Genomic DNA, 24299 nt, shown 5'->3' on the forward strand with positions numbered 1-24299 from the left:
GAACCAATTGAACCAATTCGCTGTGGTCTACGAGGAGCGATTCACACTGCCGGCGCACGGCAGTCGATAAGCGAGTCGGCCAATAGCCAATTCAGCTCAACCGCCTCGCACACAGAAATCCTGACAGCCCCAGACGATATGGGTGCCCGATATGAATCCCACGCCTCGCTGCAGAAAGGCTGCCAAACCGGCTATGACAGTGCCCATCCCAGCTACCACGGCCAAAATTGTTGCTGTCAATCCCTTCTGCAGGGCGGCGGGATCGACCTGAGGGCGAGAAGCGAGCTCCCGCTGAAGATCCTTCAGATGCGCTTGCAACTGAGACATGGTCATCCTTTCAAGCGTGACGTCGGCCATACGGACTCCCTGTCGAGAAGCTTGGTACCCCAAAGCATACCCAGTGGCACCCGTGGCGACATCCCCAGTAAGAAGGATTCGAGCACCGGAGACTACAGGGCGGCGGTGGGAACGAACGTCCGGTTTGTGGTCACGCGTCTTGGCCTCGCGAAGGGCAGATTCGGGTCGATTGTGTGAGCTCGTCCGGTGGCCGAACGACGGCGCTGACCGATAGGCGACCTTCGTCAGTGCTCGCTGCGAGTGACGGCTATGCGTAAGGTCGACGATCCGCGACCGACGCGATGGATCTGTCCAGAGCGATGCCGGCTGTGGCGGAACGGTCGTCCCGGAACGCCGCGCTGTGGAGCTTTCGACCCGTTGGCCCGTTCGATTCGGGTGCTTTAGGTGTGAACGACCCTGCAGCGGAATCCACAATCGCCCAAGGGGGCGGATACGATCCCTTCTCAATCAACGTTCGTCCGGGCGCCGTGAACAGCTATCTAATCGAGTACCGCACTTCTGCTCCCTTCGAGCGTCCGGAGCAATGGTGCGAGTGTGTGCTGTTGGAGGTGCACGAAGCGATCGACGGTGGATGCGCGCGGCTTTGGGTTCGCCGCTATCAAGGAGCGGACTGGGCACAATCCCCGTCGCTCGAGAGCTCAGAGGTGAGAAAGTCACCGGCGATGGACCTTCCACTAGGCGAAGCAGAGAGAGTCCTCGCCATGCTGCGGGAGACTCGCGTCGGCGTAGTCCCGCCCGTAGGTCTTGGAATCCATCCAGCGACTCACAGCCTAAGAATCCAGTCTTTCTCAAGCGAGTGTCACCTTGTATGGCTAGATGTCTTGCCCCCGCAGTGGTCCAGCTTGGAGAGCGTGGTGCAGCACCTGAAACGCCTCGGGACTGAATCTGATGAGCGAGAGCGTTCTCCATCAGCCTGAAGCCAGTCAGCCAAGTGGCGCTGGTAGAAACCGATCGCACCTGGCGCAGCAGTCGTCCAAACGTAGCATGTCTCTGGCAGAGACCGCTTGGGTGCAGTGCGACGAAAGGGCACATCCGGCCACAAGCTGTCTCTCCCCTCTGACTGCTTCCGAACGCTCCGCGGACGGCGGTCGCACCGCAAAATCGAGCCATGAAGAAGCGTTCTCCTCGACTCGTGAAGAAGCTGCATAAGCGCTGGCTAGCCGACTGCGCCATTGATGCAAGCCAATCCGCGTGGTGGCGGACGCGTCTGTTTGCTTCAAAAGCAGGCGCAGTGTTCGAGCTGTCGCGCGCCAGTCTCGAGGGGCTTTCGGGGGATGCAGCAGGTGCGATTCAGAAGCTCGGGCTGCGCTTTTCCGTGACCAGGTCTGAGTCGGAAGCCGCCGACTCGTGGCTGGAGCAGAACGGGGCGGTTGTGTTCAAGTTCTGGGCAACTGACTTTCCTGAGGTCCGCTTCCTCAGCGGCAACAACTCAGCGATCCGATAGCATCGGCCCAACGCGACGAGCTTCCCTGACCGGCCACGATCGGACCGCCGCGACCAACCGTTCTCAAGCAATCAATCTGGATACGCATGCATTGGGTTCAAGCACTGGTAGCGCCTGAGTACGTAGTCAACGAGGCACAACGGATCATTCCGCAGTTTGTCGTCTGTCCACTTTCTCAAGGGATGGCGCTCGTGCCGATGACAGCTCACGTCGAGTCAGCACTCAGAGAAAGTGAATTTCCCGCCTTGGACCCCTCTTCGCCATTGGCAGGCGACATGGTTGCTGGCATTGCGGCGCTTGCCGCTCGACTTTCAGCTCTCGGCCCTGTCGTGTATGCCGCAACATTCATTTGGGGCGGTGAGGGTAGCCAAGATGCGATCGTTTGGGAAGGCGGAGAGGTCGCCCTCGCGCTTCACGATGGCAAAGACGACCCCTCAAAGTGGCCCGATTCTGCGATCAGCCGCGCCTTGCGGAAGGTAGGGGTACGGGCCGCGGAGAGACAGGACGAATTTGATGCCATCGGCTTCGGGCTACATCGCAGCAATGATGCTTGGGCAAAGGCGCACACACGGGGCGCGTAGCAGGCGACTGCTTTCGGGCGTCGAATTCGGTGTGCCAGCTGTCCGCAACGGGTCGATAGCTCCGCTTCGCAGCTCGTGAGAGCGGACGTTCACCGGAGTTCGATCGCGCACCCGATGAGCCTGGAGAATCCAGCAATGACCGAACCCATCGTCCGCGACTTGCAGAACGTCGTCCGCGGCCACGCCCAGCTCGATGCCGACGCCCACGGCTCAGACCTCCAGCCGGTGCTCCCCCGCGGCCCACGCGACGCCGCCATCTGCTTCTTCGGCCGGGACCCCGGTGAGAAGGAAGCGAAATGCGGCATCCCCTTCGTCGGCGAATCCGGCCAGCGCCTGCGCAATGCCTTGCTGTCGTTCTACACGCCGTCAGCCTCGCAAGACGAGCAAAGCCGGCTCCGCATCGGCGAGCGGTTTTTCTGGATGAGCACGGTGCCATTCAAGCCCAAGGGCAACAAGCCCTGGAGCCAGCGGGTGCGGCTCGCGTGCCAGCCGATCCTGCTGCAATTCATGCACGCTCAGTGGAGCGGTCGCGATGTCATCACGTTCGGGAACGAAGCGTTCTTCTGGTTCGGCATCGGCCAGCCGGACGAGACCCGGCAGCGGCTCCATGCCTTCTGGGACCAGGGCGACATCAAGTACGAGCGCAGCATCGACATTCCCTTGCCCGGGCTGGCGCGTGCCGTCCGCCTGCACCCCATGCCCCATCCGTCGCCCGCCAATGCCCGCTGGCGCGCACGGTTTCCCGAGCTGCTCCAACAACGGCTGTCGATGTTGAAGTGACACCGGGTCCCGTTGCCTTCCACGGCCGCGCAGGCTCGGGCGAACGCAAGCTTGCTCAGGCCAGCGCGACTTCCGCCACTGCTGTCACGTCCGGCACCGCCAGCGCCGCGATGCCGGCCTGTGCGACCAGCGCGTCGACGTCCATCAGGATCAGCATCCGCTGGTGGCTGCTGACCAGCCGCTCCTGCGCACCGCCCGGCCGCGCGAGCGATTGCACGCGGGCGCTGGCGACCTCGAACACCGGCCCGAGCTCGTCGACCCGCATCGCGAAGCGCTGGCCGCGCGAGCCCTGGACCACCACCAGCGCCGCCTGCGGGTCGGTCGCCGTGCCGGTGCCGCGCAGCACGCCGAGGTCGACCACCGGCAGCAGCAGGCCTTCGAACTCCAGCATGCCCAGCAGATGGGCCGGCGCGTTCGGCAGCGCGGCAATGCGCGGCGGCTGCAAGGCCTGCAGCGCCGCCGTCGACGGCACGCCCAGCCACTGGCCGGCGCACAGGAAACTCGCGATCGACAGCAGCGGCTCCTTGCCGCGCGGCGGCGTGGCAGCGTTGTCGAACACCAACGGCGCCGCCGGCGCCTGCGACTGCACCGCGCCGAGCTTCAGCAGCGCCACCGAGAACAGGTCGTGGGGGCCGACGCTGCCTTCGGCGTGGTACTCGCGGTAGCCGCCGGAGACGCTGCAACCGGCGCTCCAGGCCACGCCGTCGAGGTGAATCACCGAACTGGCCGACACCCCGCGCGCCAGCGCCTGCCAGTCCGCCGGTACCGACCAGCCGCTGCCGACCGGCCAGCGCGCGGTGTTGCTGCTCGCGACCACCGTGCCGGCGCGCGTCACCAGCAGCGCCGCTGCGCCGTGCGACGGCGCGCCCTGCGCATCGAGCGGAAGCGCGTCGCGAAGCATCGCCGCGAACTGCGGTTCGCCGTCGAACACGATCGCGATGCCGCCGACCACCGCCGCGCTGCCATCGTCGGCCCGCAACGCCGCGCCATGCACGAAGGTCGGCCGCCCGCCGTACAGGTCGCTCGCCGCATGCGCCGATTCGACATGCTGCTGCGCGTCGCGAAGCGCCAGCGTCTCGCGCACCCACGGCGCGTCGAGCAGCTCGCCGCAGCGCGATTGCTCGGCCGGGTCCGACACCGCCACGATGCGGCCGTCGGTGTCGAACAGCACCAGCAGCGCATAGACCGTGTACAGGCCGTTGATCCGCTGCAGCACCGCGGCGGCGCGCGCGGCGTCGCGCTGGCCGGCCGGCTGCGACAGCACGCCGCGCAGCACGCCGTCGAGCGCCCACCAGCGGCAGTCGTTCGCGCGTTCGTAGAGGTTGCGGTCGACGATGTCGATCGCCAGCCGCGCATGGTGGCGCGCCTCGTCGAACACCGCGTTCAGCGTCGAGCGGTGCAGGTTCGCGATCGCCTGCTCGAAGACCTGGCGGATGCGCTCGCCGGTCTGCCCGACTTCGCGCAGCAGCGTGGCGGCAAAGGCATTCGACGTGCCTTCGCCGGCCGGGCGCAACCGGCCGTTCCACAGCACGCGTGACAGGTCGCGCTGGATGTGGCGCGCCTGCGTCGGGATGGTGCGCAGCGCCTCGCCGAACAGCTCGCGGGTGTCCAGTCGCGCGAGCAGGTCGTCGGCATCGGCCGCGGCGGTCATGGCGTCCTGCAACTCGGCGGTGTCGAAGGCCTGGTCCACCGGCACCAGCGCATGCGCCGACCAGCCGGGGCCGCCGTAGCCTTCGTAGCCGGTCGCGGCGGCATGCACCAGCAGGTACTCGCGGCCGGCGAAGCGGGCCAGCTGGTGGGCAGACGGCGCACCGGTGGCCGGTGGCAGCGGCGCACCGACCGGCACCTGCCACGGGTCGGACGACGCCAGCACCGCGCCACGCGCGTCCGACAGCACGATCACGCTGCGGTCGCGCGGCTCCAGCAGCTGCGAGAAGATCGCGTGCATCTCGTCGTCGAAGCGGAACGACAGGCACAGCACGCCCTCGATGCGTTCGTCGACGCGGATCGCCGCCGCATACAGCAGCGCGCGCCGGCCGCCCATCAGCGCTGATGCGCCGAAGTGCTCGACATAGGGGGCGCCCTGCAGCGCCTGCGCGAGCCAGGGTTCGCGGCCGGTGGCGCGGGCGTCGATCGAATCGTCGAGCCGCGCCAGCACGCGCCCATCCGGTGCCAGCGCGATCACGTCGTCGTACACGGTGTACTTGGCCGCGTACTCGGCGAAGCGGGCCCGCAGCGCGCGCAGCGATGCGGCGTCGATCCCCTCGGCGGACTTGCCGGCCCGCACCGCATCGCGCAGCTGCGAATCGGTGCTCAGGAATCCGATGTCGGCGGTGCGCTCGAACAGGTTGCGCACCAGGATGTCGATCGCCACCTGCGCCTGGCTGCGCATGCGCTGCGCGACGTTCGCGAGCAGCGTGCGGCCCAGGCTGTCGAGCAGGTCTTCGGACAGCGACTGGAACGCGGCGCGCGTCGCCCCGATGTCGGGCAGCGTGCCGCTCATCTGCCCGAGCATCGACAGGCTGTCCCACACCCCTTGCAGCCGCAGCAGCGACTCGCGGTATTCGTCGACCGCGGGCATGCGCGACACCAGCGGGGCCACTTCGGGCGAGAAGGGCATCCCGCGGCGCCAGATCTTTTTCATGCTTTGTCCTGAGGATTCAAGTGACTTGGTGAGACATCCGCCTCGCTCGCAGGCCCCAGCCGACACGCACGGTCTCAACTTTGAGAATCGGCCGATCCGCGGCCAGGTACACCTGCGCTTTCGTGAAACGGATCACGCTTGCGCATCACGCGACAGAAACGCGTCCGGCGCGCGTCTTGGAAGGGAGCGCAGCGTCAGCTTCGCGTCAGCCCGGGCCACGGCAGCGCGCGTTTTCGCAAGCTTGCGAATCGGCCGCGTGCGGCTTCTCGTTTTTGAGGCAAGCGGCGTGACTGAGAGTTCATGAGCTTGTTTTTTCAAGCGATCACGAGACTGAGCTGCATCGGGTCCTGCATCGGACCTTGCACCCAAAGGAGAGATCGCCATGCAGATTCAAGTCCTCACCGTCCTGGCCCGCCACGAACACACCCAGGCCCTGATGTCGTCGGTGCTCGACGGCCGCGTCCAGGAAGCCGTCTCGAAAGCCGAAGCGCTGCTGGGCGACCGCCCGGCGCACCTGAGCGAAGACACGCTGAGCGAACTCGCCCAGCTGTGCGGCGACCTGATGCTGTCGCTGGACCGTGCCGAAGAAGCCGAGGAAACCTACCGCCTGGCGGTCAAGCTGGCCGGCGGCGCGCAACGCGGCACGGTGCGCGTGGTGTCGTGCCGCGGCACCGGCTTCCTGAGCCTGTACCAGCACCGCTACGGCACCGCCGCAGCCTGCTTCGGCCGCATCGCGGTCGACGAGGCCGCGACGCCGGCGCAGAAGGTCGAGGCGCTGTGCGCGATGGCGATGGCCCGCCAGGGCCTCGGCCAGAAGGAGCGCGCGATGCAGGCGCTGGACGATGCGAGCGAGATGGCCCGCGACGACGATTCGGCCCAGCTGTCGATGCTGGTCGGGCTGGTGCGCGTGGAGCTGCTCGCACAGAGCGAGATCCGCGCGCACGACGACCTGCGCGACCACGTGTTCTGGCAATCGCCGCTGGTCGACCGCATGCCGGCCTCGGCCCAGCTGCAGCCGCTGTCGGCGATCGAGCACTGCATGAACGCGCATGGCCGCTTCCCGCTGGTGGAGCGCCGGCTGCGCCAGCTGCGCGACCTGGTGCTGGCCTCGTGCGGCGATGCCCGCGCGCAGACCGCGCTGCCCGATCACATCGCCGGCTTGCGGACGCTCGGACTCGCGACGCTCGAGCGCCAGGCGCGGCTCGACACGGCGCTGGTCGCGATCACGCTGCGCCAGGCCGAGCTGGCGCGGGCCACGCTCGAGCCGCTGCAATCGCGCGAGGCCGAGATGGGCGGGCGCCAGCGCTGGCGCATGGAGCTGTCGTACTGCCTCGCCAAGGTGTGCGCGCTGTCGGGCCGGGTCGACGAATCGATGCGCCACTACCAGCGCTATGCGCTCGAATCGATGCAGTGCGTGCGCACCGAATCGGCCTTCGACGACCGCGCGGCCCGGCCGGGCGTGGCGGCGCCGGTGGCGGTGAAGGACGACATCGAGATGCGGCTGCCGGCCAAGTACCGCCGCGCCTACCGCTACCTGCTGGAGCACCTGGACTGCGCCGAGCTGAGCGTGCGCGAGATCGCCGACGACATGGGCGTGACCGAGCGGGCGTTGCAATGGGCCTTCAAGAACCACCTCGGCATGACGCCGGGCGAGGTGATGCAGCGCTGCCGCGTCGAGCGCATCCGGGCCGACCTGCTGCGCGACGACGCGCCGGGCCACAGCGTGATCGAGACCGCGGCGCGCTGGGGCATCCGCAACCGCTCGACGCTGGTCACCTCGTACCGCAAGTACTTCCGCGAAACGCCGACCGAGACGCTGGCCCGCCGCGGCCGTGCGGACCACCTGGCGGCCGCGTACTGAGGCGGCCATGTGGACGCGTGGCGTGCGGGCGTCGATCGGCGCGCTGCTGGCGGGGGCCGCCTCGCAGGCCGGTGCGGCCTTCGACTGCACCGATCCGTTCGGCAACCGCTACCTGAGCGCGCGGCCGATCGCCGACGGCGGGGTGCAGTGCGTGCCGGTGGTGCCGCCGGTGCGGGCAGCGAAGCCGCTGACGTCGCAGGATGTGGCCGGCATCCTCGGGCTCTCGGATGCGGCGCTGGCCGACGAGGTGCAGCGCCGCGGCGGCAGCATGCTGCTGTTGCCGCCGTCGGGGGTGTCGATCTCGGTGGGTGTGCCGCCGGCCGATCGGATCACCGCCTACGACCCGATCATCGCGGCGGTGGCGCGCAGCTTCGGCACCGATGTGAACCTGCTGCGCGCGATCGTGCACGTGGAGTCGCGCTTCAACCCGAACGCGGTGTCGCCGAAGGGCGCGATCGGCTTGATGCAGGTGATGCCCGCCACCGCGCAGCGCATGGGCCTGGCCGATGCCGAGCGCAACCTGTTCGAGCCCGAGGCCAACCTGCGCACCGGCACGCGCTACCTGCGGCTGCTGCTGAACATGTTCGAAGGCCAGCCGGAACTGGCGGTGGCGGCCTACAACGCCGGCGAGGGCGCGGTGATGAAGTACGGGCGGGAGATCCCGCCGTATCCGGAGACGCAGGCGTATGTGCAGAACGTGATGGCGATCTACCGGAGCTTGGGCCGGTGAGTTCGCGCGTGGCCCCACGCACCCGACAGGGACATATCTCCAAGACCAGAGCGCCCGACATGCAGCGGCGACGGAACGCAGCGCGTGACGCGGTGACACAGCAGACACGCCCGCGGCCGCGGGCTGGCGTATCACCTGGCCTGGAGCAGTTCCGATGGATGACCCTGATCGATGGCAAAGCCTGTTCGTGCAGCGGATGCGCGCACTGTTCGAGGCGAATGGGCAGCCCGCACCTGAACTGAGCCTGGACGGCGAAGCGGCCGATGCCGTGGGGTTCACGGTGGACGGGGTCGATTTCGAGATCTCGCACGAGGCCGAGCGGCACCGGGATCGCCTACTACTCGAATGCGAGTTTGGCACCGCCCCTCGGGATGAGTGGGCGCTGAGGAAGCTGCTGCGCCTCAACCGCCGTCTGCAGCCCACGGGCCGCGGAAGCTTCGGCTGGCGGCAGGACGCCGATGCGATCACCTTCGGAATGCAGCTGCCATTGGCGCAGTGCGAGAAGGACACGATCGAAGCGGTGATGGCTGCGATCGCGCAGCAGGCCCACCACTGGCGCGCCGGGCGGAGCCTGGACGAAGCTGGATTCCCGGCGGTGGAATCCCCCGATGAGCCGTGGTCGCCGTCAGACGACGATGTGCGTTCGGAGCTGGTGCATGTGCTGCATGAGGTGTGCGATGACGAGCGCGTGGACGGTGTCGAGGAACTCGATGCGCCGCCACAGGCTTTGGCGCTTCGCTTCTCGGTCGGGGATGCCGACGTGACTCTGGTGCACGCCGAGCCGGGGTCGGTCCGGCTGACGCTGGAGTGCAAATACGGTGCGGCGCCGATCGTTCAGCCGGTCGATGTCTTGCTGGGGCTGCTGGCGTCGAACGACTCCCATGCCACCCGCGGGGCGGACGGCTTCAGTCTTGAAGAGCCTGCGGACTTGGCGGTGTACCGAAGCACCTGCCTCGGTCCGGATTGGACGAGCCAGGACCTGCTGACCGAGATCCTCGATATCGCTCGCAGCTCGACGGAATGGTTCGATGCCTGGTGGGGAAGCCGGAGTCCAACGCAGGTGCCATCGCACCCTGTGGACGAACTGGCCGACGTTTTGAATTAATGCTTTGGAGCTTGAGATGCCGAACTTTGTTGACGGTACGAGGCTGGTTCGTGGTGTGAACCCGTCTAAATCACTTCGGCGCTTTGTGGCTGATGTGCGCATGCGGGTGAAAAATGACAAGGACGAATATAGACTTCTTCCGAAAAGAAAGGAGAGGGCAATATTCAATCAAAAGCATATCTGTTAGGCGCAGGGGGCCTACGAAGATCACATCGCATCGAAGGATAAGGGTCAAACATCCGTTAGCTTTTCAAGCTGTCTTCCCGATGGCTACAAGGATTTTCCGGTCGAGGTGAAGTATGGATACTATCTGCATCCAGAGATAACTGAATTGATCGTGAATGGGTCCGCCGGCGAGTTTGTGTCTGTGGCTGCTGAGGCTGCTCGGACAGCTCGGGCCGAAGCTGCTTCAAAGGGAAGAGAGATTGATGTGGCGAAATTGCCCACCCCGGAAGACTATCCCAAGCAAGCGTTGCATAATTTCCGTAGCCTCCTTCGAGGAGAAAAATTTGATGTAGCCTCGGCAATTCTCGGGGCAAAGATGATTCTCAGGTGGGATTGGGATAATAATAACAAGTTGCCAGCAGAGCTGCATGATCTTGCGTATCGTCTTTGGTCGGCAAAGGATCGAATCAGCGAGGGAAGCAACTTTCCTTCCACCGTCGGCTTTGTGTTTGGAACCGTTGTCCACACGAACGCGCTTGAGGTTGGTGACGTGCACGTGAGGACGCCGGTAGCGGGAAAAATTGCTTTTCGTACCAAGGCAATTAATAATAATAAAACAAGATTTGGGTTTTTGAAAAAGAAGGCGCGATCCCCTGGCGCGACTGAAAGTAAGGTGAGTGCCGCATATCAGTCCCTCTACCATGCCGCACGTCTGGCAAAAAATCCAAATGATCAAACTCCCTTCTTTCTGGAGGTGAGGCCTCTTTATGGATCAACAGGCGATGGGTCGGATGCTTCCAAGGAGGCCGCTGCCAGGACTGCTTTGATGGAGGCGGTGAGATTTGTTACGATCTACCCCAATGTGAGAGTGAAGTTCGGTGGTGGTTCTAGGAGCCATAAGGCATTTCGAAAGAGTTTCGGGAGGCAATTGAATGCGATCTTTTCATATGAAATAGGGAAGCCTGTCAAGACGGCTATCAAGCTGAAAGAAAATACGAGCGTGCTAACCCATGCGAGGGGAAGTCGTGCGTCGCGTTCACTTGCCGATCTCAACGCGACTCTCACTATCGGATCCTCTTCAAATCCTAATTCGAGTGGCTCGATTTCCGAAGATGAAGGGGCGTTATCGGATTCTCAGGCTGAAAGAAGGGCGACGCGCGAGACTGGATCGTCTTCAAGTGACAGTACAGACTTCTTCCGAAGGGAGGGCTCAAAATTTCATCGTAATAGGCCGATCGAGGAAGGTAAACGCTTGGTCAACGCGGAGCGTGAGGCCGAGGAGTCGGAAGGATCTTCAAAATCAGATGATGCTTTTGGTTCGATCGAAAGTGCTGAAGTCACAGATGTCGTCACACCGGAGAAACAAGAATGTAAATCTGCGTTGCTTGATAGAGGTGCGCCTAACTCCAATGCAGAAAGTGATTCATCGAGTTATGCCAGCGAGCACACGACGGATCGTATTCCTAGGTCGCTTTCCAGTGTTGGTGGCGGTCAAGCTACCCTTGGGGTTGGGAACTCAAATTCCAAAGGAAAAGGTTCGATCCGCGTGGATCCAGTTCGCTACGAGAAGCTTGAATTACACCTGCCCGAACTTTCATTGTCGAGTGACAGTGAAACTATTCATATAAAAGGGCATGTTGAAAGGCTGATCGATAAATCTAATAAAGAGAAAAAGCCGGCTGGAAAAAATGAAAAAATAACCCCAGAGGTGAGCAAGCCTGGAAAACGGTCGGTGATAAGCCGTGGTGCCAAGCTGGCGCATGATTTTTTCTATAAAAAATCAAAGGGTAAAAAAATGGTTTGGAGGCGACGGGCAACGTGGTAGCTATCAGCGATAAGCGTGTTGTGACTGGGCAATATCAGCCTGAAGAGGTACTTGGTTTGGTTGGGCGGTTGACAGTCGGAAGGCCGTCACCAGGCGAGGTCTTTCCTGCCAAGAACGCTGAACATGAATTGGAAAAATCCAAAAAACGACTTGCGACTTTGGTACATCCGTTGCTCGACCGTTGGACGAATATTTCGGAGTCGACAGAAATAGATGCTCGTCAACTTTTAAAGGATGTCGAGGTGTTCGCGCGTTATTTGGGGCAATATCGATTGAGAGTTTCTGGTGTTAAGCCACATCCCGGCGAAGGCAGGGTTGGTGTCAATGCCGAGAAAACGTGGGTGGAACATTGTGAAATTGACATACATATCATAACGATCGGGCTTTCGGGGTATTCACTCGCAGGTGAACACGGCGGCAAGGAGGAGCTAAGAAAGGGATTGGAACGCTTCGTGAAGCTGCTCAAGGATGCCGCTGAATAAAGTGACTCAGCTTTGTCTCCGCAGGTAGTCGCTAGGCCACGCGCAGTTCCTCCTGTGGCGCATTCATGCGCCACAGGTAGCCCCCACGCGATCTGTGGCAAAGCGTGCAGCCGCGACGCCGTGCAGTGCGTCAGCGGTTCGCGCGGCTCCGATTGGTCGAACGCCATATCGTCGTAGGCTCGATGCCAATCCGAGAGCGCGTCGCGCCGCCGTCCCGGATTGGCCACCGGGCTACCTCTCCGCCGGCAACTCCAACGCCACCCGCAATTCCCCGGCCGGCGCATCCATGCGCCACAACCCCCCCTGCATCTCTCGCGCGATCTCCTCGCACAGCGTGAACCCCACGCCGCCGACTGCCGAGGCATCCGCCTCGCGGGCGGCCGACGCGAACAGCACCCGCACCGCCGAGCCGTTCATCGACAGGTGGACCTGCGGCGCCTGCGCGCCGCCGAGCCGCTCTATCTCGATCAGCAAGATGCGCAGCAGCACCGCCAGCCGCTGCGCATCGCCGCGCACCTGCGGCGGCGCCACACCGTGCAGCGCCAGCGGCTCGCGCGGCCCCGATCGGCCGATCGCCATGCCGTTCCAGGCCTCCTGCAGCGCGAGCGACAGGTCGAGCACCATCGCCTGCGGTGCCGCGCGGTACGAGAACATGCGCAGCTGCCGCGTCAGCGCGGTCGCCTCGTCGATGTGCGCGACCACGCCGCGCAGCGCCGCCGACATCTCGGTCGGCTTCAGATGGTCGGCCTGCGTGATGCACAGCGACAGCGCCTGCCGCGCCGCCACCAGCGGCGCACCCAGCGAGTGGTAGATCTGCGCCATCAGCCGCCCCACCACCGCCAGCCGCTGCGCATGCAGCAGCGCGGTCTCGCGCTCCAGCCGGCGCTCTTCGGCGTCGCGCTCCAGCGCGGCCATCCGGTAGTGCAGCCGCTCCTGCTCCGGCTGCGTGAAGCGCCGCGCCGCATGCGCCTGGCGCAGCCAGCGCAGCGCATCGGCATGGCGGCCGTTCGCGGCGTGCGCGTTGGCCAGCATCTGCATCGTGTTCGGCAGTTCGCCGTCGTGTCGGATGCTGCGCATCGCACGGATCGCCCGCTCGAACCGCGCCGCGGCCCGCCCCGGCTTGCCGGCGTGCTGGTAGTACACGCCCATCGTCAGCCACACCTGCGCCATCCAGCGCGGCGCGCGCGGCAGCTGGCGCACGCGACGCAGGAAGATCGCCGCGGTGTGGCGCGCGCCTTCGAGGTCGCCGAGCCGCGAGCGCGCGTAGATCACCATGTGCAGCGACGCCAGCGGGCTGCGGTCGCTCGCCTGCGGCAGTGCCTCGGCGGCACGCCGCCGTTCGGCCTTGGCCTCGGCCAGCCGGCCGCGCCGCTCGTGCGCATCGGCCAGGTAGGTGCGACTGAAGCCGAGCGCGGCGCGCGCGCTTTCGGCGGTGGTCGCCACCTGGCTGCGCACCGCGTCGGCTGACTTCTCTTTCGACGTCTGTTTCGACGCCTCTTTCGCAATCTCGGCCGCCACGCGCAGCACCTCTTCGCAGCAGTTCGCCGCCGCATCGAACTCATCGACGCACAGGAAGGTGCAGGCCTGGTTGAACAGCAGCCGCACCAGCAACTCCAGGTCGCCACGCGCGCGGGCGGCGGCCTGCGTCTGGCGCAGGTGCTCCAGCGCGCGGCTGAAGTCGCCGGTCTCGATGCAGATCGAGATGCAGGTGCTGTCCGCGCTCGACGCGCGCGAGGTGTCGCCGGCGCGCTGCAGCTTCTCGCTGGCCGACAGCGCCCGCGCATACGCCAGCTCGTACTCGCCGAGCTGCGCATGCAGCCGGGCCATCAGCAGCTGGATGCGGCCGAGCGTGTGGCCGTCGACACCCTCGCCGGCGGCCAGTGCCGCCGCCTGTTCGAGCAGGCCGCGGTGGCGGGCGGGGTCTTCGGCGGCTTCGAGGGTCGGCAGCGCTTCGATCACGCGCTGCAGTTCGGCCGTCGGCGGGGCGATCAGGTCGGGCATGCGCCGCATTGTGCGGGCTCATGCGGGCGCCGCGGCACGGCCGGCACGAAGCTGAACGCGCGGCGTCGGGTTTGCGCACGCCGCTTCGTGCGCGGGACCCGCCGCCGCGCACGGCCCGCCTAGCCTGTCGATGTCGGCAATCCGTCGACGCCCGTTGCATTCGGTCACGCCATGTCCGACGAAAAAACCGAAGAGCCCACAGAGCAGAAGCTGCGCAAGGCACGCGAGGAAGGCCAGGTCGCGAAGAGCCAGGACGCGGCGATCGCCGCTTCCACGCTGGCGGTCGTCGGCACGCTGATGGCCATGGCCGACAGCAGCGTCGCCCGCATGCGCACCGTGATCTCGCTCGCGCTCGACATCGGCCCCGGCGACATCCCGATGGACGTGATCTGGAAGCGCCTCGCCGCCATGGGCATGGAAGCCGGGTTGGTGATCCTGCCGCTGCTGGTGGTCGCGGCCATCGGTGCGGCCATCGGCATCGCCGCGCACGTCGGCTTCCAGCTGACGCCGAAGGCGGTGCAGCCCAAGTTCGACAGCCTGAACCCGGCCCAGGGCATCAAGAAGGTGTTCTCGGTGAAGTCGCTGATGACCTTCGCGCAGATGGTGCTGAAGGCGGTCGTCATCGGCGCGGTGATGTGGCAGGTGATCGTGCAGCTGCTGCCGCTGATCTCGGGCGCGGTGTTCCAGACGCCGATGGCGATCGGCGCCATCGCGTGGGGCGCGATCGGCAAGGTGCTGCTGTTCGCGGTCGCGCTGTTCCTGGTGCTGGCCCCGCTGGACTACGCGCTGCAGCGCCACCACTTCATGAAGGGCCAGCGCATGTCCAAGGACGAGATCAAGCGCGAGTTCAAGGGCCAGGAAGGCGACCCCGAGATCAAGGGCCAGCGCAAGCAGCTGGCGCGCGAACTGGCCGAGGAAGACCCGAAGCAGGCGGTCGGCCGCGCCGATGCGGTGATCGTCAACCCGACCCACTACGCGGTGGCGATCCGCTACCGCGCCGACGAAGCCGGCGTGCCGGTGGTGCTGGCCAAGGGCGTCGACGACGCGGCGCTGGTCATCCGCGGCCATGCCGAGGCGATGGGCGTGCCGGTGTTCGCGCATCCGCCGCTCGCGCGTGCGCTGCACAAGGTGCCGGTCGACCACGCCGTGCCCGAGGAACTCTTCGAATCGGTGGCCGTGGTGCTGCGCTGGGTGGACGAGATCGGCGCGAAGCGCGGCGATCCGGCCGCTGCCCGGCCTCCCGGCGACGACAACCCCGTTCATTGACTCTCATCACCCAGGCGGATGCCATGAAGAAATTCAAGATCAACATAGGCGGCGATGCCGCGATGGTGGCCACGATCGTGGCCATCCTCGCGCTGATGGTGCTGCCGCTGCCGACCTTCCTGATCGACGGCCTGCTGGCGGTCAACCTGACGGTCAGCACGCTGCTGCTGATGGTGACGATGTACATCCCGAGCGCGGTCTCGCTGACCTCGTTCCCGGCGCTGCTGCTGTTCACGACGCTGTTCCGGCTGTCGCTGAACATCTCGTCGACCAAGCTGATCCTGCTGCATGCGGACGCCGGCCACATCATCGAGTCGTTCGGCAACCTGGTGGTGGGCGGCAACCTGGTGGTCGGGATCGTGGTGTTCCTCATCATCACGGTGGTGCAGTTCATCGTGATCGCGAAGGGCTCGGAGCGGGTCGCCGAGGTCGGCGCGCGCTTCACGCTGGACGCGATGCCGGGCAAGCAGATGAGCATCGACGCCGACCTGCGCGCCGGCCACCTGACGGGCGACGAGGCGCGCCAGCGCCGCGCCGCGCTCGCGATGGAAAGCCAGCTGCACGGCGGCATGGACGGCGCGATGAAGTTCGTGAAGGGCGACGCGATCGCGGCGCTGATCATCACGGTGATCAACATCCTGGCCGGCATCGTGATCGGCATCACCTACCACGGCATGCCGGCGGCCGAGGCGGCGAACCGCTTCGCGATCCTGTCGATCGGCGATGCGATGGTGTCGCAGATCCCGTCGCTGCTGATCTGCGTGGCGGCCGGCGTGATGATCACCCGGGTGGCCGACGAGCACGCCGCCAAGCCGAAATCGCTGGGCGAGGAGATCACCTTCCAGCTGACGCGCAGCCCGCGCGCGCTGTACCTGGCCGCCGGCTTCCTGTGCGGCTTCGCGCTGGTGCCGGGCTTCCCGTGGTACGTGTTCCTGCTGCTGGCCGCGTCGCTCGTGATGCTGGGTCGCAAGCTGCAGGGCAAGACCGCCGGCAAGGCGACCTCGCACGAGGGGGAGACCGATGCACTGAAAGGCCTGCAGCGCGAAGGCGCGAAGGCGCGCAAGGGCGACATCCAGGCGATCGAGGACAAGGCGAGCGCGTTCACCGCGCCGCTCGCGGTGACGATGTCGCCGGCGCTGGCCGCCTCGCTGCGGCCCGACGTGCTGAACAGCGCCTTTGAGCGCGAGCGCCTGAGCCTGCAGGAGCAGCTGGGGCTGCCGTTCCCCGGCATCCGGCTGTGGACGCGCGCGACCCATGCCGACAACGAGTACGAGCTGCTGCTGCACGACGTGCCGCACGGCAGCGGCCAGCTGGCGATCGGGCCGAAGGCCGAGGGCGAGCCGTCGAACGAGGAGGTGATCGCGAAGCACGCGGTGCAGTCGCTGCACGAGCAGGCGCACCAGTTCCTCGGCATCCAGGAGGTGCAGTGGGTGCTGGAGCGGGTCGGCGCCGACTATCCCGGCCTGGTGGCCGAGATGCAGAAGGTCGTCACGGTGCAGCGCATCGCCGAGGTGCTGCGCCGGCTGCTGGAAGAGCAATTGCCGATCCGCAACATGCGGGCGATCTGCGAGAGCCTGATCAACTGGGGCCCGAAGGAAAAGGACGCGCTGATGCTGACCGAGTACGTGCGCGGCGACCTCGGGCGCTGGCTCAGCCACCGCGCGACGCAGGGCAGCGGGGCGCTGTCGGCGGTGCTGCTGGAGCCGGCGGTCGAGAAGATGATCCGCGACGCGATCAAGCCGACGCCGGCCGGCAACTACCTCGCGCTGGCGCCGGACGCGGTCGGCGCGATCGCCCGGCGCGTGAAGGAACTGGCCGGGTCGGCGCCGCGCGCCGGCATCGCGGTGGTGACCTCGATGGACATCCGCCGCTATGTGCGCCGCATCGTCGAATCCGAATCGAAGTGGCTGGCGGTGTACTCGTACCAGGAGCTGGGCGCGCAGGTGCGTGTCGAGCCGCTCGGCCGGGTGGCGCTGTGAGGAGGCCCACCCCCGTAGGCGCTTCGCGCCACCCCCTCAAGGGGGCAACCCCAGTGGCCCGGCAAAGCCGGTTCCACGGGGTTCGCTGGATTGCGTCCAACTGGCGCCGAGGTGCTGAATGAGCCGCGCTCGTCCTGTCACCTTTGAAGTGCACCGCAGCGCGCTGCCGAAGCAGCCCGCCCCGGCCGACACGCTGCGCGCGCCGAGCTTCACCGACCTGCTGCGCCAGCGCCGCCCGTCGGGCGGTGCGCGGCCGTTCGGCGAGCGGCTGCGGCCCGATGCCGAGCCGTCCTCATCGCATGCGCCTGCCGGGGACGAGCTTGCGGTCTCGGCCGAGCCCGAACACGCCGCCGCGGTCACCCGCGAGCCGGAACCCGAGCAACACGCCGAACCCGATTGGGCCGACGAGCTGGTCCCCAGCGCAGAACTGCTGCAGCCCCTGCTGCACGGCACGGCCCGCGTGGCCCGTGCCGCCGCGCCGACGCATCCGGTGGTCGCCGCGATCGCCCAGACCATCGCGCGCTTCTGCAACGAGAGCGCGGTCGACGACAGCGAAGGCTGGCAGGTGCGCATGCCGCTGCGCCCGGACGTGCTGCCCGACACCACGCTGGCGCTGTCGCTTTCGTCGTACTGGCTGCAGCTTCGCTTCGAGACCACCGACTCGAAGGCCCGCGACCTACTCTTTGCCCATCGCGACGCCCTCGCCGCAACGCTCGAAGAATCCCTGAACCGCCGGCGCGATGTCGCCATCTCCATTGACTGAATCGCCATGACCGCTGCCACCCGCATCGAACCCGTCACGCCGATCGCCGCCCACCTGGGGGCCGTCGGCGCCGCCGCCGCCAGCGCCTCGCGCCTGCTGCACGACCGCCGCCTCGGCGCGCTGTGGCGGGCGCTGGACCTGCGGCACGGCCTCACGCTCGCCGCGGCGCCGGATGCCGGCGACACCCCCCGCGGTTTCGCAAGCTACGCGCTGGAGCTCGACTGCGACGCCGGCCGCTTCAGCCTCGCGATCGCCTGCCGCGCCGATGCCGCGCTGTCGCTGGCCGCGGCGCCCGACCTGGGGGCCCCGCTGCGCGCGCTGGCCGCCGAGGCGCTGTTCGGCGAGACCACCGAGCGCCTGTCGCGCCTGGTGCTGCCCGGCGTGCAGGCGGTGGCGCTCGCGCCGCTGCCGGCCGATCAGGCGCCGCGCAGCGGCTGGTGCAGCCTGCGCCGCGACGGCGCCGAGATCGCACGCGTCGCGGTGCAACAACTTCCCGGGCCGGTGCACGACGCGCTGCGCGGCGCCGCGCGGCCGCACGGCCAGCGCAGCGCCTGGCGCACGCTGCTGCGCCTGCCTGGCGCCGTGGCGATCGCGAGCCGCGCGCTGTCGATCGACGTGCTGCGCTCGCTGCGCGTCGGCGACGTGGTGCTGCTGCCGGCCGACCTGCAGGCCCTGGAGGGGGCCGCCGCGGTGCTGCGGCTCGGGCCGCGCGGTGCGCGCTGCCTGGCGGCACCGGGACGGATTCAAGGCAATTCATGGACAGTCGAAGGAGGACTTCAGATGTTGGACGATGACCAGGACCTGCTCGCCGAACCCGGCGAACCCGCGGATGCGATCGGCGAGCTCGAGCTGCCGGTGCGTTTCGAGATCGAGACCGTGTCGGTGCCGCTGGCCGACCTGGAGGCGATCGAGCCCGGCTACGTGATCGAGCTCGCGGTGCCGGCGGCCGAGGCGCGCCTGCGCCTGGTGTCGTGCGGCCAGGTGATCGGCCACGCGGAACTGGTGGCGGTCGGATCGCGGCTGGGTGCCCGCATCACACGCATGGTGGCACGCGATGACGCAGACCACCACGGGTGAACTGCTCCCGCTGCTCGTCATCGCGTTCGCGATCGGCGTGCTGCCCTTCGTCGCGATGATGGTGACCTCGTACACCAAGATCGTCGTGGTGCTGGGCCTGCTGCGCAACGCGCTCGGCGTGCAGCAGGTGCCGCCCAACATGGTGCTGAACGGCATCGCGATCATCGTGTCGGCCTACATCATGGCGCCGCTGGTGATGGATTCGTACGACAAGATGAAGGACCAGGGCTTCGCGCCGTCGAGTGCCGGCCAGATCGGCCAGGTCCTCGAGGTCGCGAAAGAGCCGGTGCGCAAGTTCCTCGACAAGCATGCGCAGGCGCGCGAGAAGGCCTTCTTCCTGAAATCGGCGGCCGCGGTGTGGCCGCCGGAGCGGGCGAGGGCGCTGAAGGCCGACGACCTGATCGTGCTGGCCCCGGCCTTCACGCTGTCGGAGCTGACGGCGGCCTTCAAGATCGGCTTCCTGCTGTACCTGGCCTTCGTCGTCGTCGACCTGATCATCGCGAACATCCTGCTCGCGCTCGGCCTGTCGCAGGTGACGCCGACGCAGGTGGCGATCCCGTTCAAGCTGCTGCTGTTCGTGGTGATGGACGGCTGGTCGACGCTGATCCACGGCCTGGTGCTGACCTACAAGTAGCGAGCGAGCCCCCATGGACTACGACAACATCGTTCGACTGACCTCCCAGGCCATGCTGCTGTGCCTGATGGTCTCGCTGCCGGCGGTGCTGGTGGCGGCGCTGGTGGGCCTGCTGGTGTCCTTCGTGCAGGCGATCACCTCGCTGCAGGACCAGGCCATCTCGCAGGGCGCCAAGCTGATCGCGGTGGTGATCACGCTGGTGGTCGCCGCGCCGTGGGGCGCCTCGATGGTGCTCGGCTTCGCCCAGCAGGCAGTACAGGCGGCGCTGCAATGAGCATCACCCGTTCATTCACCCGGATGGCGCCGGTCGTCGCGCCGCGTGCGCCCGCGGTCGCCGCCACCGCCACGACCGCGCAGACCGCGCCGCCCGCGACGCCGCAGGCCACGCACCAGCATGGCGGCCACCATGGCCCGCACCGCTCCGGCGGGCAGGGCCGCCAGGTGGGCGGCAACCGGCCGGGCGCGCGGCCCAAGCGCTCGACGACCAGCAAGGCGCGCAAGAGCCGGCGCCGCGGTGCGAACGGCATCCAGGGCGACGACGACGATCACGATTTCCACTCGGCGGAGTCGCAGCAGACCGGCACCCAGGCCGTCGGCCTGAAGGACCAGTCGCAGGACTCCGGCGACGACCAGGACGAGGGCGGCGGCGAACGCTCGCGCCAGGACAAGCTGGCGCAGGCGCGCAGCCTGTCGCAAAAATCGGATGAACCCGGGCGCGGCGGATCGCCGCGCCGGGTGTTCGATTCGAAGATCCCGCTGCAGCGCTGCAAGAAGGGCATGCTGGGTGTCGTGCAGAAGGCCGTCATCGACCGCGAGCTGAACAAGGCGGCCGAGACCGGCAACGGCGCGCTCGCCGCGAGTGCGCTGCGCAAGCTGAACCTGGCGCTGCTCGGCAGCGCCCGGGCCGGCGCCCGGCTCGACAGCGGCGGGCTGAACGCGGTGGCCGAGTACCTGGCCGCGAACTACCTGAAGCCGGCGCTGCCCGAAGGCGGCTTCCCGCTGTCGATCAAGATGCTGCACTGGATGCTGCCGATGAAGCTGTTGCAGCTGCAGGTGCCGCGCACCGAGGAACAGTCCGCGCTGAGCATCGCGAAGATGCTGGTGCAGGCGAGGAGGAACCAGCCATGAGCGCTGTCATGAACGACGACGAGCTGCCCGAGGGCACCGAGGGCGACGCGCCCGATGGCGGCGATCCCGACCACGAGCGCTACATCGAGCTGCTGACCGCGCTGTGCGGCGAGCTCGACCTGCCGGACGTGCCGGCGGTGCTGCAGTCGCGGCGGGTCGAGGTCGAAGGCTTCAGCGTGATCGTCGACCATGTGACGAACGATCCGCAGGCGATGTACATCCAGTTCGACTACGGCATCACGACCGCCGGGCGGACGCTGTCGATCTTCCGGCTGATGCTGGAATCGAACCTGCTGGTCTATGCGCAGGACCAGGCGCAGCTCGGCCTCGACCCCGACACCGGTTCGACGCAGCTGATCGTGCGCGTGCCGATGACCGACGACATCGACGGCCCGTGGCTGATGGACACGCTGACCCACTACGCCGAGCACGGCCGCTACTGGAAGGACCACCTGCTGCAGGCGCCCGACGACATGTTCGAGGCGATCTCGGCGGGCGACTACCTCTGGCTGCGCGCTTGAATTCGTGCGGTCGCCCGCCATGAGCCGTTCGGGCTGAGCCTGTCGAAGCCGGCGCACTGCACAATCCCGCCCCATGCCCGACAGCGATCCGCACGACTTCTTCGAAGACCGCCCGACGCTCTGGCCGCACACCGCGCCGGAGCGGCTGCTGCCGTCGCAGGTCGAGCAGCGGCTGCTGAAGGCGATGGAGCGGGTCGCCGCCGACGGCCCGTATGCCGTCGCGCTGTGCGAGGAAGCGATCGCGCTGGCGCGTGCCGGAGGCGACGACGGCGAGACGGTGCGCACGCTGTTCCGCGCCGCCACCCTGGTGCTGCAGGCCCGCCGCCCGGACCGCGCCTACGTGCTGTGCCTCGAAGCGCAGCAGGCCTTCGAGCGCCGCGACGACCGCTGGCGGGCCACCCGCATCCTGCTGCTGCGCGGCCAGTGCTGGCTCGAGGTCGGCGAGCACGAACGCGCGATGACGCTGATCGCCGAAGCCACCGAACGCTTCCGGCTGATGGACCACCGTGCCGACCTGGCGCGCTGCCAGGCCGCGATGGCGATGGCGCACCGGCTGGGCGGCGACCTCGACAGCGCGATCGCGATGGCCGCCCACGCAGTCGGCACGCCCGGTGCGCCGAACGACCACCACCTCGACATCAGCCTGCGCCACAACGAGGCGCTGATGCGCCTGGAGCGCGGCCGCCAGCTGGCGCAGCAGGGCGACGTGCAGGGCGCGCAGGCCGAGTACGCACGCGCGTCGGCGGTGCTGCCCGATGCGCGCCACATCGAGTCCCCGCGCAGCCAGCCCGATGGCGGCCAGGTGCTGCAGAACATCGCGCAGGTCGCGACCGCGATCGGCGACGACGCGACGGTGCTGCTCGCACTGCGCCGGCTGGCCGACTGGGCGCGCCGCCGCGGCAGCCGGCTGGAGCGCGGCGCCGTGTGGTTGCAGATGGCCGAGCTGCAGCGTGCGCGCCACCGCAGCCGGGCAGCGGTGGCCTGCGCACGCGCGGCGGTGCGGCACCTGGTGACGCTGCCGAACGAGCCGCGGCTCGTGACCGCGCGGCTGCTGCTGGCCGACCTGCTGGAAGACCAGGGCGACTACCCCGGCGCCTACGAGGCCTACGCCGAAGGCTCGCGCGTGGCCGCCGAGCAGCAGCGCGAGGCGATCGCGCTGCGTGCCGAGATGCTGGCGCTCGACCGCGATGCCGAGCAGGTGCTGCGCAGCACCGAGCAGACGCTGGCCTATGCGCAGCGGCTGTCGAACGTCGGCCACCTGGTCGCGAGCATCAACCACGAACTGAACCAGCCGATGGCATCGATCCGGCTGGTCGCCGAGACGGCACTCGAACTGATCGACAGCGGCGAGACCGCCGAGGTGCTGGCCAGCATGCGCTCGATGCTGAAACTGTCGACCCGGCTGACCGACCTGACCGCGCAGCTGGCGGCGTTCCCGGCCCGTTCGACCGCGCAGGTGCAGCAGCTGAGCCTGCGCCAGGCGGTGCTCGAGGCGCTGGGCATGCTGCGCTCGCGGCTGGGCCAGACGCCGTGCGAGATCGTCATCGGTTTCGACGATGCGCTGGCGCACGGCTTCGAGGGCCAGCTGGTGCGGGTGATCGCGAACCTGGTCAACAACGCGCTCGACGTGCTGGAGCCGGTGCAGGGGCGCCGCATCGAATTCAGCTGCACGGCCGACGGCGAATTCGTCGTGCTCGGCGTGGCCGACAACGGCCCCGGGCTCGCGCCGGCGGTGCTGGAGCGGCTGTTCCAGCCGTTCTTCTCGACCAAGGCGGCCGGCCGCGGGCTGGGCCTGGGCCTGGCGCTGTCGCGCGACGTGATGCGCGAGATGGGCGGCGACCTGCTGGCGCGCAACGGCAGCGGCGGCGGCGCGGTCTTCGACGTGCGGCTGCCGCTGGAAGACCCGACGACGGTGCCGGGGACCTTGTAGCTGGCGAATCGAGCGTTCCGCGAGGGAACCAACTGCCGTGGCGCGGTACTCAAGCAGCTTTGAGGAGCGCGGCATGAAAAGAACCGGATCCGATTCGCCCCCCAGGCCAGCCTCGCCGCGAGCATGGCCGCAGCCGGCGCGCACGCCGGAGACGGACGAGACGGAAAGCTTCGAAGACTCGAGCGACGACCCTCTCGAGCAGGCCTGGGCGTGCATGGAGGACCTTTCCAGTCCCGCCGCGGAGCGGGAGGACGCCATCCGCCGCTGCATCGCCGGGTTGCCGGTCGGTCAGCGGGGAGGGAGCTTCTGCCTCGAAGACGGGCATTGGAAGATCCTGATGGCGATCACCGACCTGGAGGCCCCGCAGGAATGCGCCGCGATCTTCGCTGCCGCCTACCTGACCGCACCGGGCTCGCCGTTGGCGTCAGCGCAATGCCTGGGCTGCGTGAATCAGGTCAAGGCGGCCCGGGCCGCCCTGGCGGCCCTTGCCTTGCACAAGACACCCGTCGGTTGCTCGGCGGTCGCAACGCACGTGCTGGAGATCGCGTATTCGTTCAATGTCTGTCCCCATGTGTGCCGGAATCTGCTCGAGTTGGTCTTTCGGGGCCGGGCAGGGCTGGTCGCCGACGTGTACGCCGCCCTTTGCGTGAAGATCGAGACGGGTCCCCGCCCATCGGTGTGGGTCTGCTTCGTGGCCCTGGCCTCGTTGCATGGCGTGCCTGGTGGAGAGCAACTGGACCCCATGGCGGGTGCGACGTCGCTGTGCGGCGGCAACCAGATCCGGCAGTCGCTGTTCATTTCCGGACTGACGCAGTGCCGGGCGCTCCTTCATGCCGCACAGTGCATTCAATGCGGGGAGGCGACGGAGATCGTCGCCGCCGATCTGGCGATGATGAAGGACGCCATGGACGGGGTGAGGCAGATGGCAGAACCGTGCCCGGAGGATCAGCGAGGCCGGGACCTGCTGGTGATGCTCGGCGTGCTGCAGGCGTGGACCCTGTCGCTCTTGAACCAGATGCGGTGACG

21 protein-coding genes are annotated in these 24299 nt (G+C 67.3%); 18 read left to right on the forward strand and 3 right to left on the reverse strand.

Features of this window, described 5'->3' with window-relative positions; translation table 11 throughout:
• Window positions 1-96 precede the first annotated feature (96 nt).
• Window positions 97-357, reverse strand: coding sequence for a hypothetical protein (locus tag ASC98_RS30625; protein WP_157597674.1), 261 nt, complete (start codon window positions 355-357; stop codon window positions 97-99).
• A gap of 1108 nt (window positions 358-1465) precedes the next feature.
• On the opposite strand from ASC98_RS30625, the gene ASC98_RS30630 reads away from it, so the two are divergent.
• The 3 genes from ASC98_RS30630 to ASC98_RS19810 all read left to right on the forward strand — a co-directional run bounded on the left by ASC98_RS30630 (window position 1466) and on the right by ASC98_RS19810 (window position 3162).
• Window positions 1466-1801 (forward strand): hypothetical protein, encoded by a 336-nt coding sequence (locus tag ASC98_RS30630; RefSeq protein ID WP_157597675.1) that lies wholly within the window; start codon window positions 1466-1468, stop codon window positions 1799-1801.
• An 86-nt stretch (window positions 1802-1887) separates the two neighbouring features.
• Window positions 1888-2382 (forward strand): hypothetical protein, encoded by a 495-nt coding sequence (locus ASC98_RS30635; protein WP_157597676.1) that lies wholly within the window; start codon window positions 1888-1890, stop codon window positions 2380-2382.
• A gap of 135 nt (window positions 2383-2517) precedes the next feature.
• Window positions 2518-3162, forward strand: a complete 645-nt coding sequence (locus ASC98_RS19810) for a uracil-DNA glycosylase family protein (RefSeq protein WP_056810158.1) — start codon at window positions 2518-2520, stop codon at window positions 3160-3162.
• Between the two features lie 55 nt (window positions 3163-3217).
• Here ASC98_RS19810 and ASC98_RS19815 read toward each other — a convergent pair whose 3' ends face one another.
• The gene (locus tag ASC98_RS19815) at window positions 3218-5806 is read right to left on the reverse strand and encodes a chemotaxis protein CheW (protein WP_056810163.1); all 2589 of its coding nucleotides are present in this window, start codon (window positions 5804-5806) and stop codon (window positions 3218-3220) included.
• Between the two features lie 382 nt (window positions 5807-6188).
• Here ASC98_RS19815 and ASC98_RS19820 point away from each other — a divergent pair, with 382 nt between their 5' ends.
• The 5 genes from ASC98_RS19820 (at window position 6189) to ASC98_RS30650 (ending at window position 11974) form a co-directional block, all read left to right on the forward strand.
• Entirely contained in the window at window positions 6189-7667 is a 1479-nt protein-coding gene (locus ASC98_RS19820) for a helix-turn-helix transcriptional regulator (RefSeq protein ID WP_056810166.1), read from the forward strand.
• Between the two features lie 7 nt (window positions 7668-7674).
• Window positions 7675-8397, forward strand: coding sequence for a lytic transglycosylase domain-containing protein (locus tag ASC98_RS31775; RefSeq protein ID WP_056810169.1), 723 nt, complete (start codon window positions 7675-7677; stop codon window positions 8395-8397).
• Between the two features lie 154 nt (window positions 8398-8551).
• Window positions 8552-9502 (forward strand): CesT family type III secretion system chaperone, encoded by a 951-nt coding sequence (locus tag ASC98_RS19830; RefSeq protein ID WP_056810172.1) that lies wholly within the window; start codon window positions 8552-8554, stop codon window positions 9500-9502.
• A 292-nt stretch (window positions 9503-9794) separates the two neighbouring features.
• Window positions 9795-11492, forward strand: coding sequence for a hypothetical protein (locus ASC98_RS30645; protein WP_157597677.1), 1698 nt, complete (start codon window positions 9795-9797; stop codon window positions 11490-11492).
• Complete coding sequence (locus tag ASC98_RS30650) at window positions 11486-11974, forward strand: hypothetical protein (RefSeq protein WP_157597678.1); 489 nt, start codon at window positions 11486-11488, stop codon at window positions 11972-11974. Before ASC98_RS30645 ends, ASC98_RS30650 begins: the two co-directional genes overlap by 7 nt.
• Window positions 11975-12205: 231 nt before the next feature.
• Here the strand turns inward: ASC98_RS30650 and ASC98_RS19835 are convergent, their stop codons facing one another.
• On the reverse strand, window positions 12206-13975 hold the full coding sequence (locus ASC98_RS19835; protein WP_162249214.1) for a tetratricopeptide repeat protein: 1770 nt from the start codon (window positions 13973-13975) through the stop codon (window positions 12206-12208).
• A gap of 171 nt (window positions 13976-14146) precedes the next feature.
• Between ASC98_RS19835 and sctU the strand changes: the two genes are divergently transcribed.
• The 10 genes from sctU to ASC98_RS19885 all read left to right on the forward strand — a co-directional run bounded on the left by sctU (window position 14147) and on the right by ASC98_RS19885 (window position 24297).
• Window positions 14147-15241 (forward strand): type III secretion system export apparatus subunit SctU, encoded by a 1095-nt coding sequence (gene sctU, locus ASC98_RS19840; RefSeq protein WP_056810176.1) that lies wholly within the window; start codon window positions 14147-14149, stop codon window positions 15239-15241.
• A gap of 23 nt (window positions 15242-15264) precedes the next feature.
• Complete coding sequence (locus ASC98_RS19845; protein ID WP_056810179.1) at window positions 15265-17220, forward strand: FHIPEP family type III secretion protein; 1956 nt, start codon at window positions 15265-15267, stop codon at window positions 17218-17220.
• Between the two features lie 118 nt (window positions 17221-17338).
• Window positions 17339-17983, forward strand: a complete 645-nt coding sequence (sctP, locus tag ASC98_RS19850; RefSeq protein ID WP_082541599.1) for a type III secretion system protein SctP — start codon at window positions 17339-17341, stop codon at window positions 17981-17983.
• Window positions 17984-17989: 6 nt separating this feature from the next.
• The gene (gene sctQ / locus ASC98_RS19855) at window positions 17990-19060 is read left to right on the forward strand and encodes a type III secretion system cytoplasmic ring protein SctQ (protein ID WP_056810187.1); all 1071 of its coding nucleotides are present in this window, start codon (window positions 17990-17992) and stop codon (window positions 19058-19060) included.
• Complete coding sequence (gene sctR, locus ASC98_RS19860; RefSeq protein WP_056810190.1) at window positions 19038-19694, forward strand: type III secretion system export apparatus subunit SctR; 657 nt, start codon at window positions 19038-19040, stop codon at window positions 19692-19694. The genes sctQ and sctR overlap by 23 nt, the downstream gene beginning before the upstream one ends.
• 13 nt (window positions 19695-19707) lie before the next feature.
• Window positions 19708-19968, forward strand: a complete 261-nt coding sequence (gene sctS / locus ASC98_RS19865; RefSeq protein ID WP_056810193.1) for a type III secretion system export apparatus subunit SctS — start codon at window positions 19708-19710, stop codon at window positions 19966-19968.
• Window positions 19965-20822 (forward strand): hypothetical protein, encoded by an 858-nt coding sequence (locus ASC98_RS19870; RefSeq protein WP_157597679.1) that lies wholly within the window; start codon window positions 19965-19967, stop codon window positions 20820-20822. The genes sctS and ASC98_RS19870 overlap by 4 nt, the downstream gene beginning before the upstream one ends.
• On the forward strand, window positions 20819-21343 hold the full coding sequence (locus tag ASC98_RS19875; RefSeq protein WP_235581327.1) for a molecular chaperone Tir: 525 nt from the start codon (window positions 20819-20821) through the stop codon (window positions 21341-21343). Before ASC98_RS19870 ends, ASC98_RS19875 begins: the two co-directional genes overlap by 4 nt.
• Window positions 21344-21416: 73 nt before the next feature.
• Complete coding sequence (locus ASC98_RS19880; RefSeq protein ID WP_056810200.1) at window positions 21417-23273, forward strand: ATP-binding protein; 1857 nt, start codon at window positions 21417-21419, stop codon at window positions 23271-23273.
• A 73-nt stretch (window positions 23274-23346) separates the two neighbouring features.
• On the forward strand, window positions 23347-24297 hold the full coding sequence (locus ASC98_RS19885) for a hypothetical protein (RefSeq protein ID WP_157597680.1): 951 nt from the start codon (window positions 23347-23349) through the stop codon (window positions 24295-24297).
• The last annotated feature ends 2 nt before the right edge of the window (window positions 24298-24299 follow it).

Origin of the sequence: Rhizobacter sp. Root1238, assembly GCF_001425825.1 — a bacterium.
Classification (GTDB): domain Bacteria; phylum Pseudomonadota; class Gammaproteobacteria; order Burkholderiales; family Burkholderiaceae_C; genus Rhizobacter.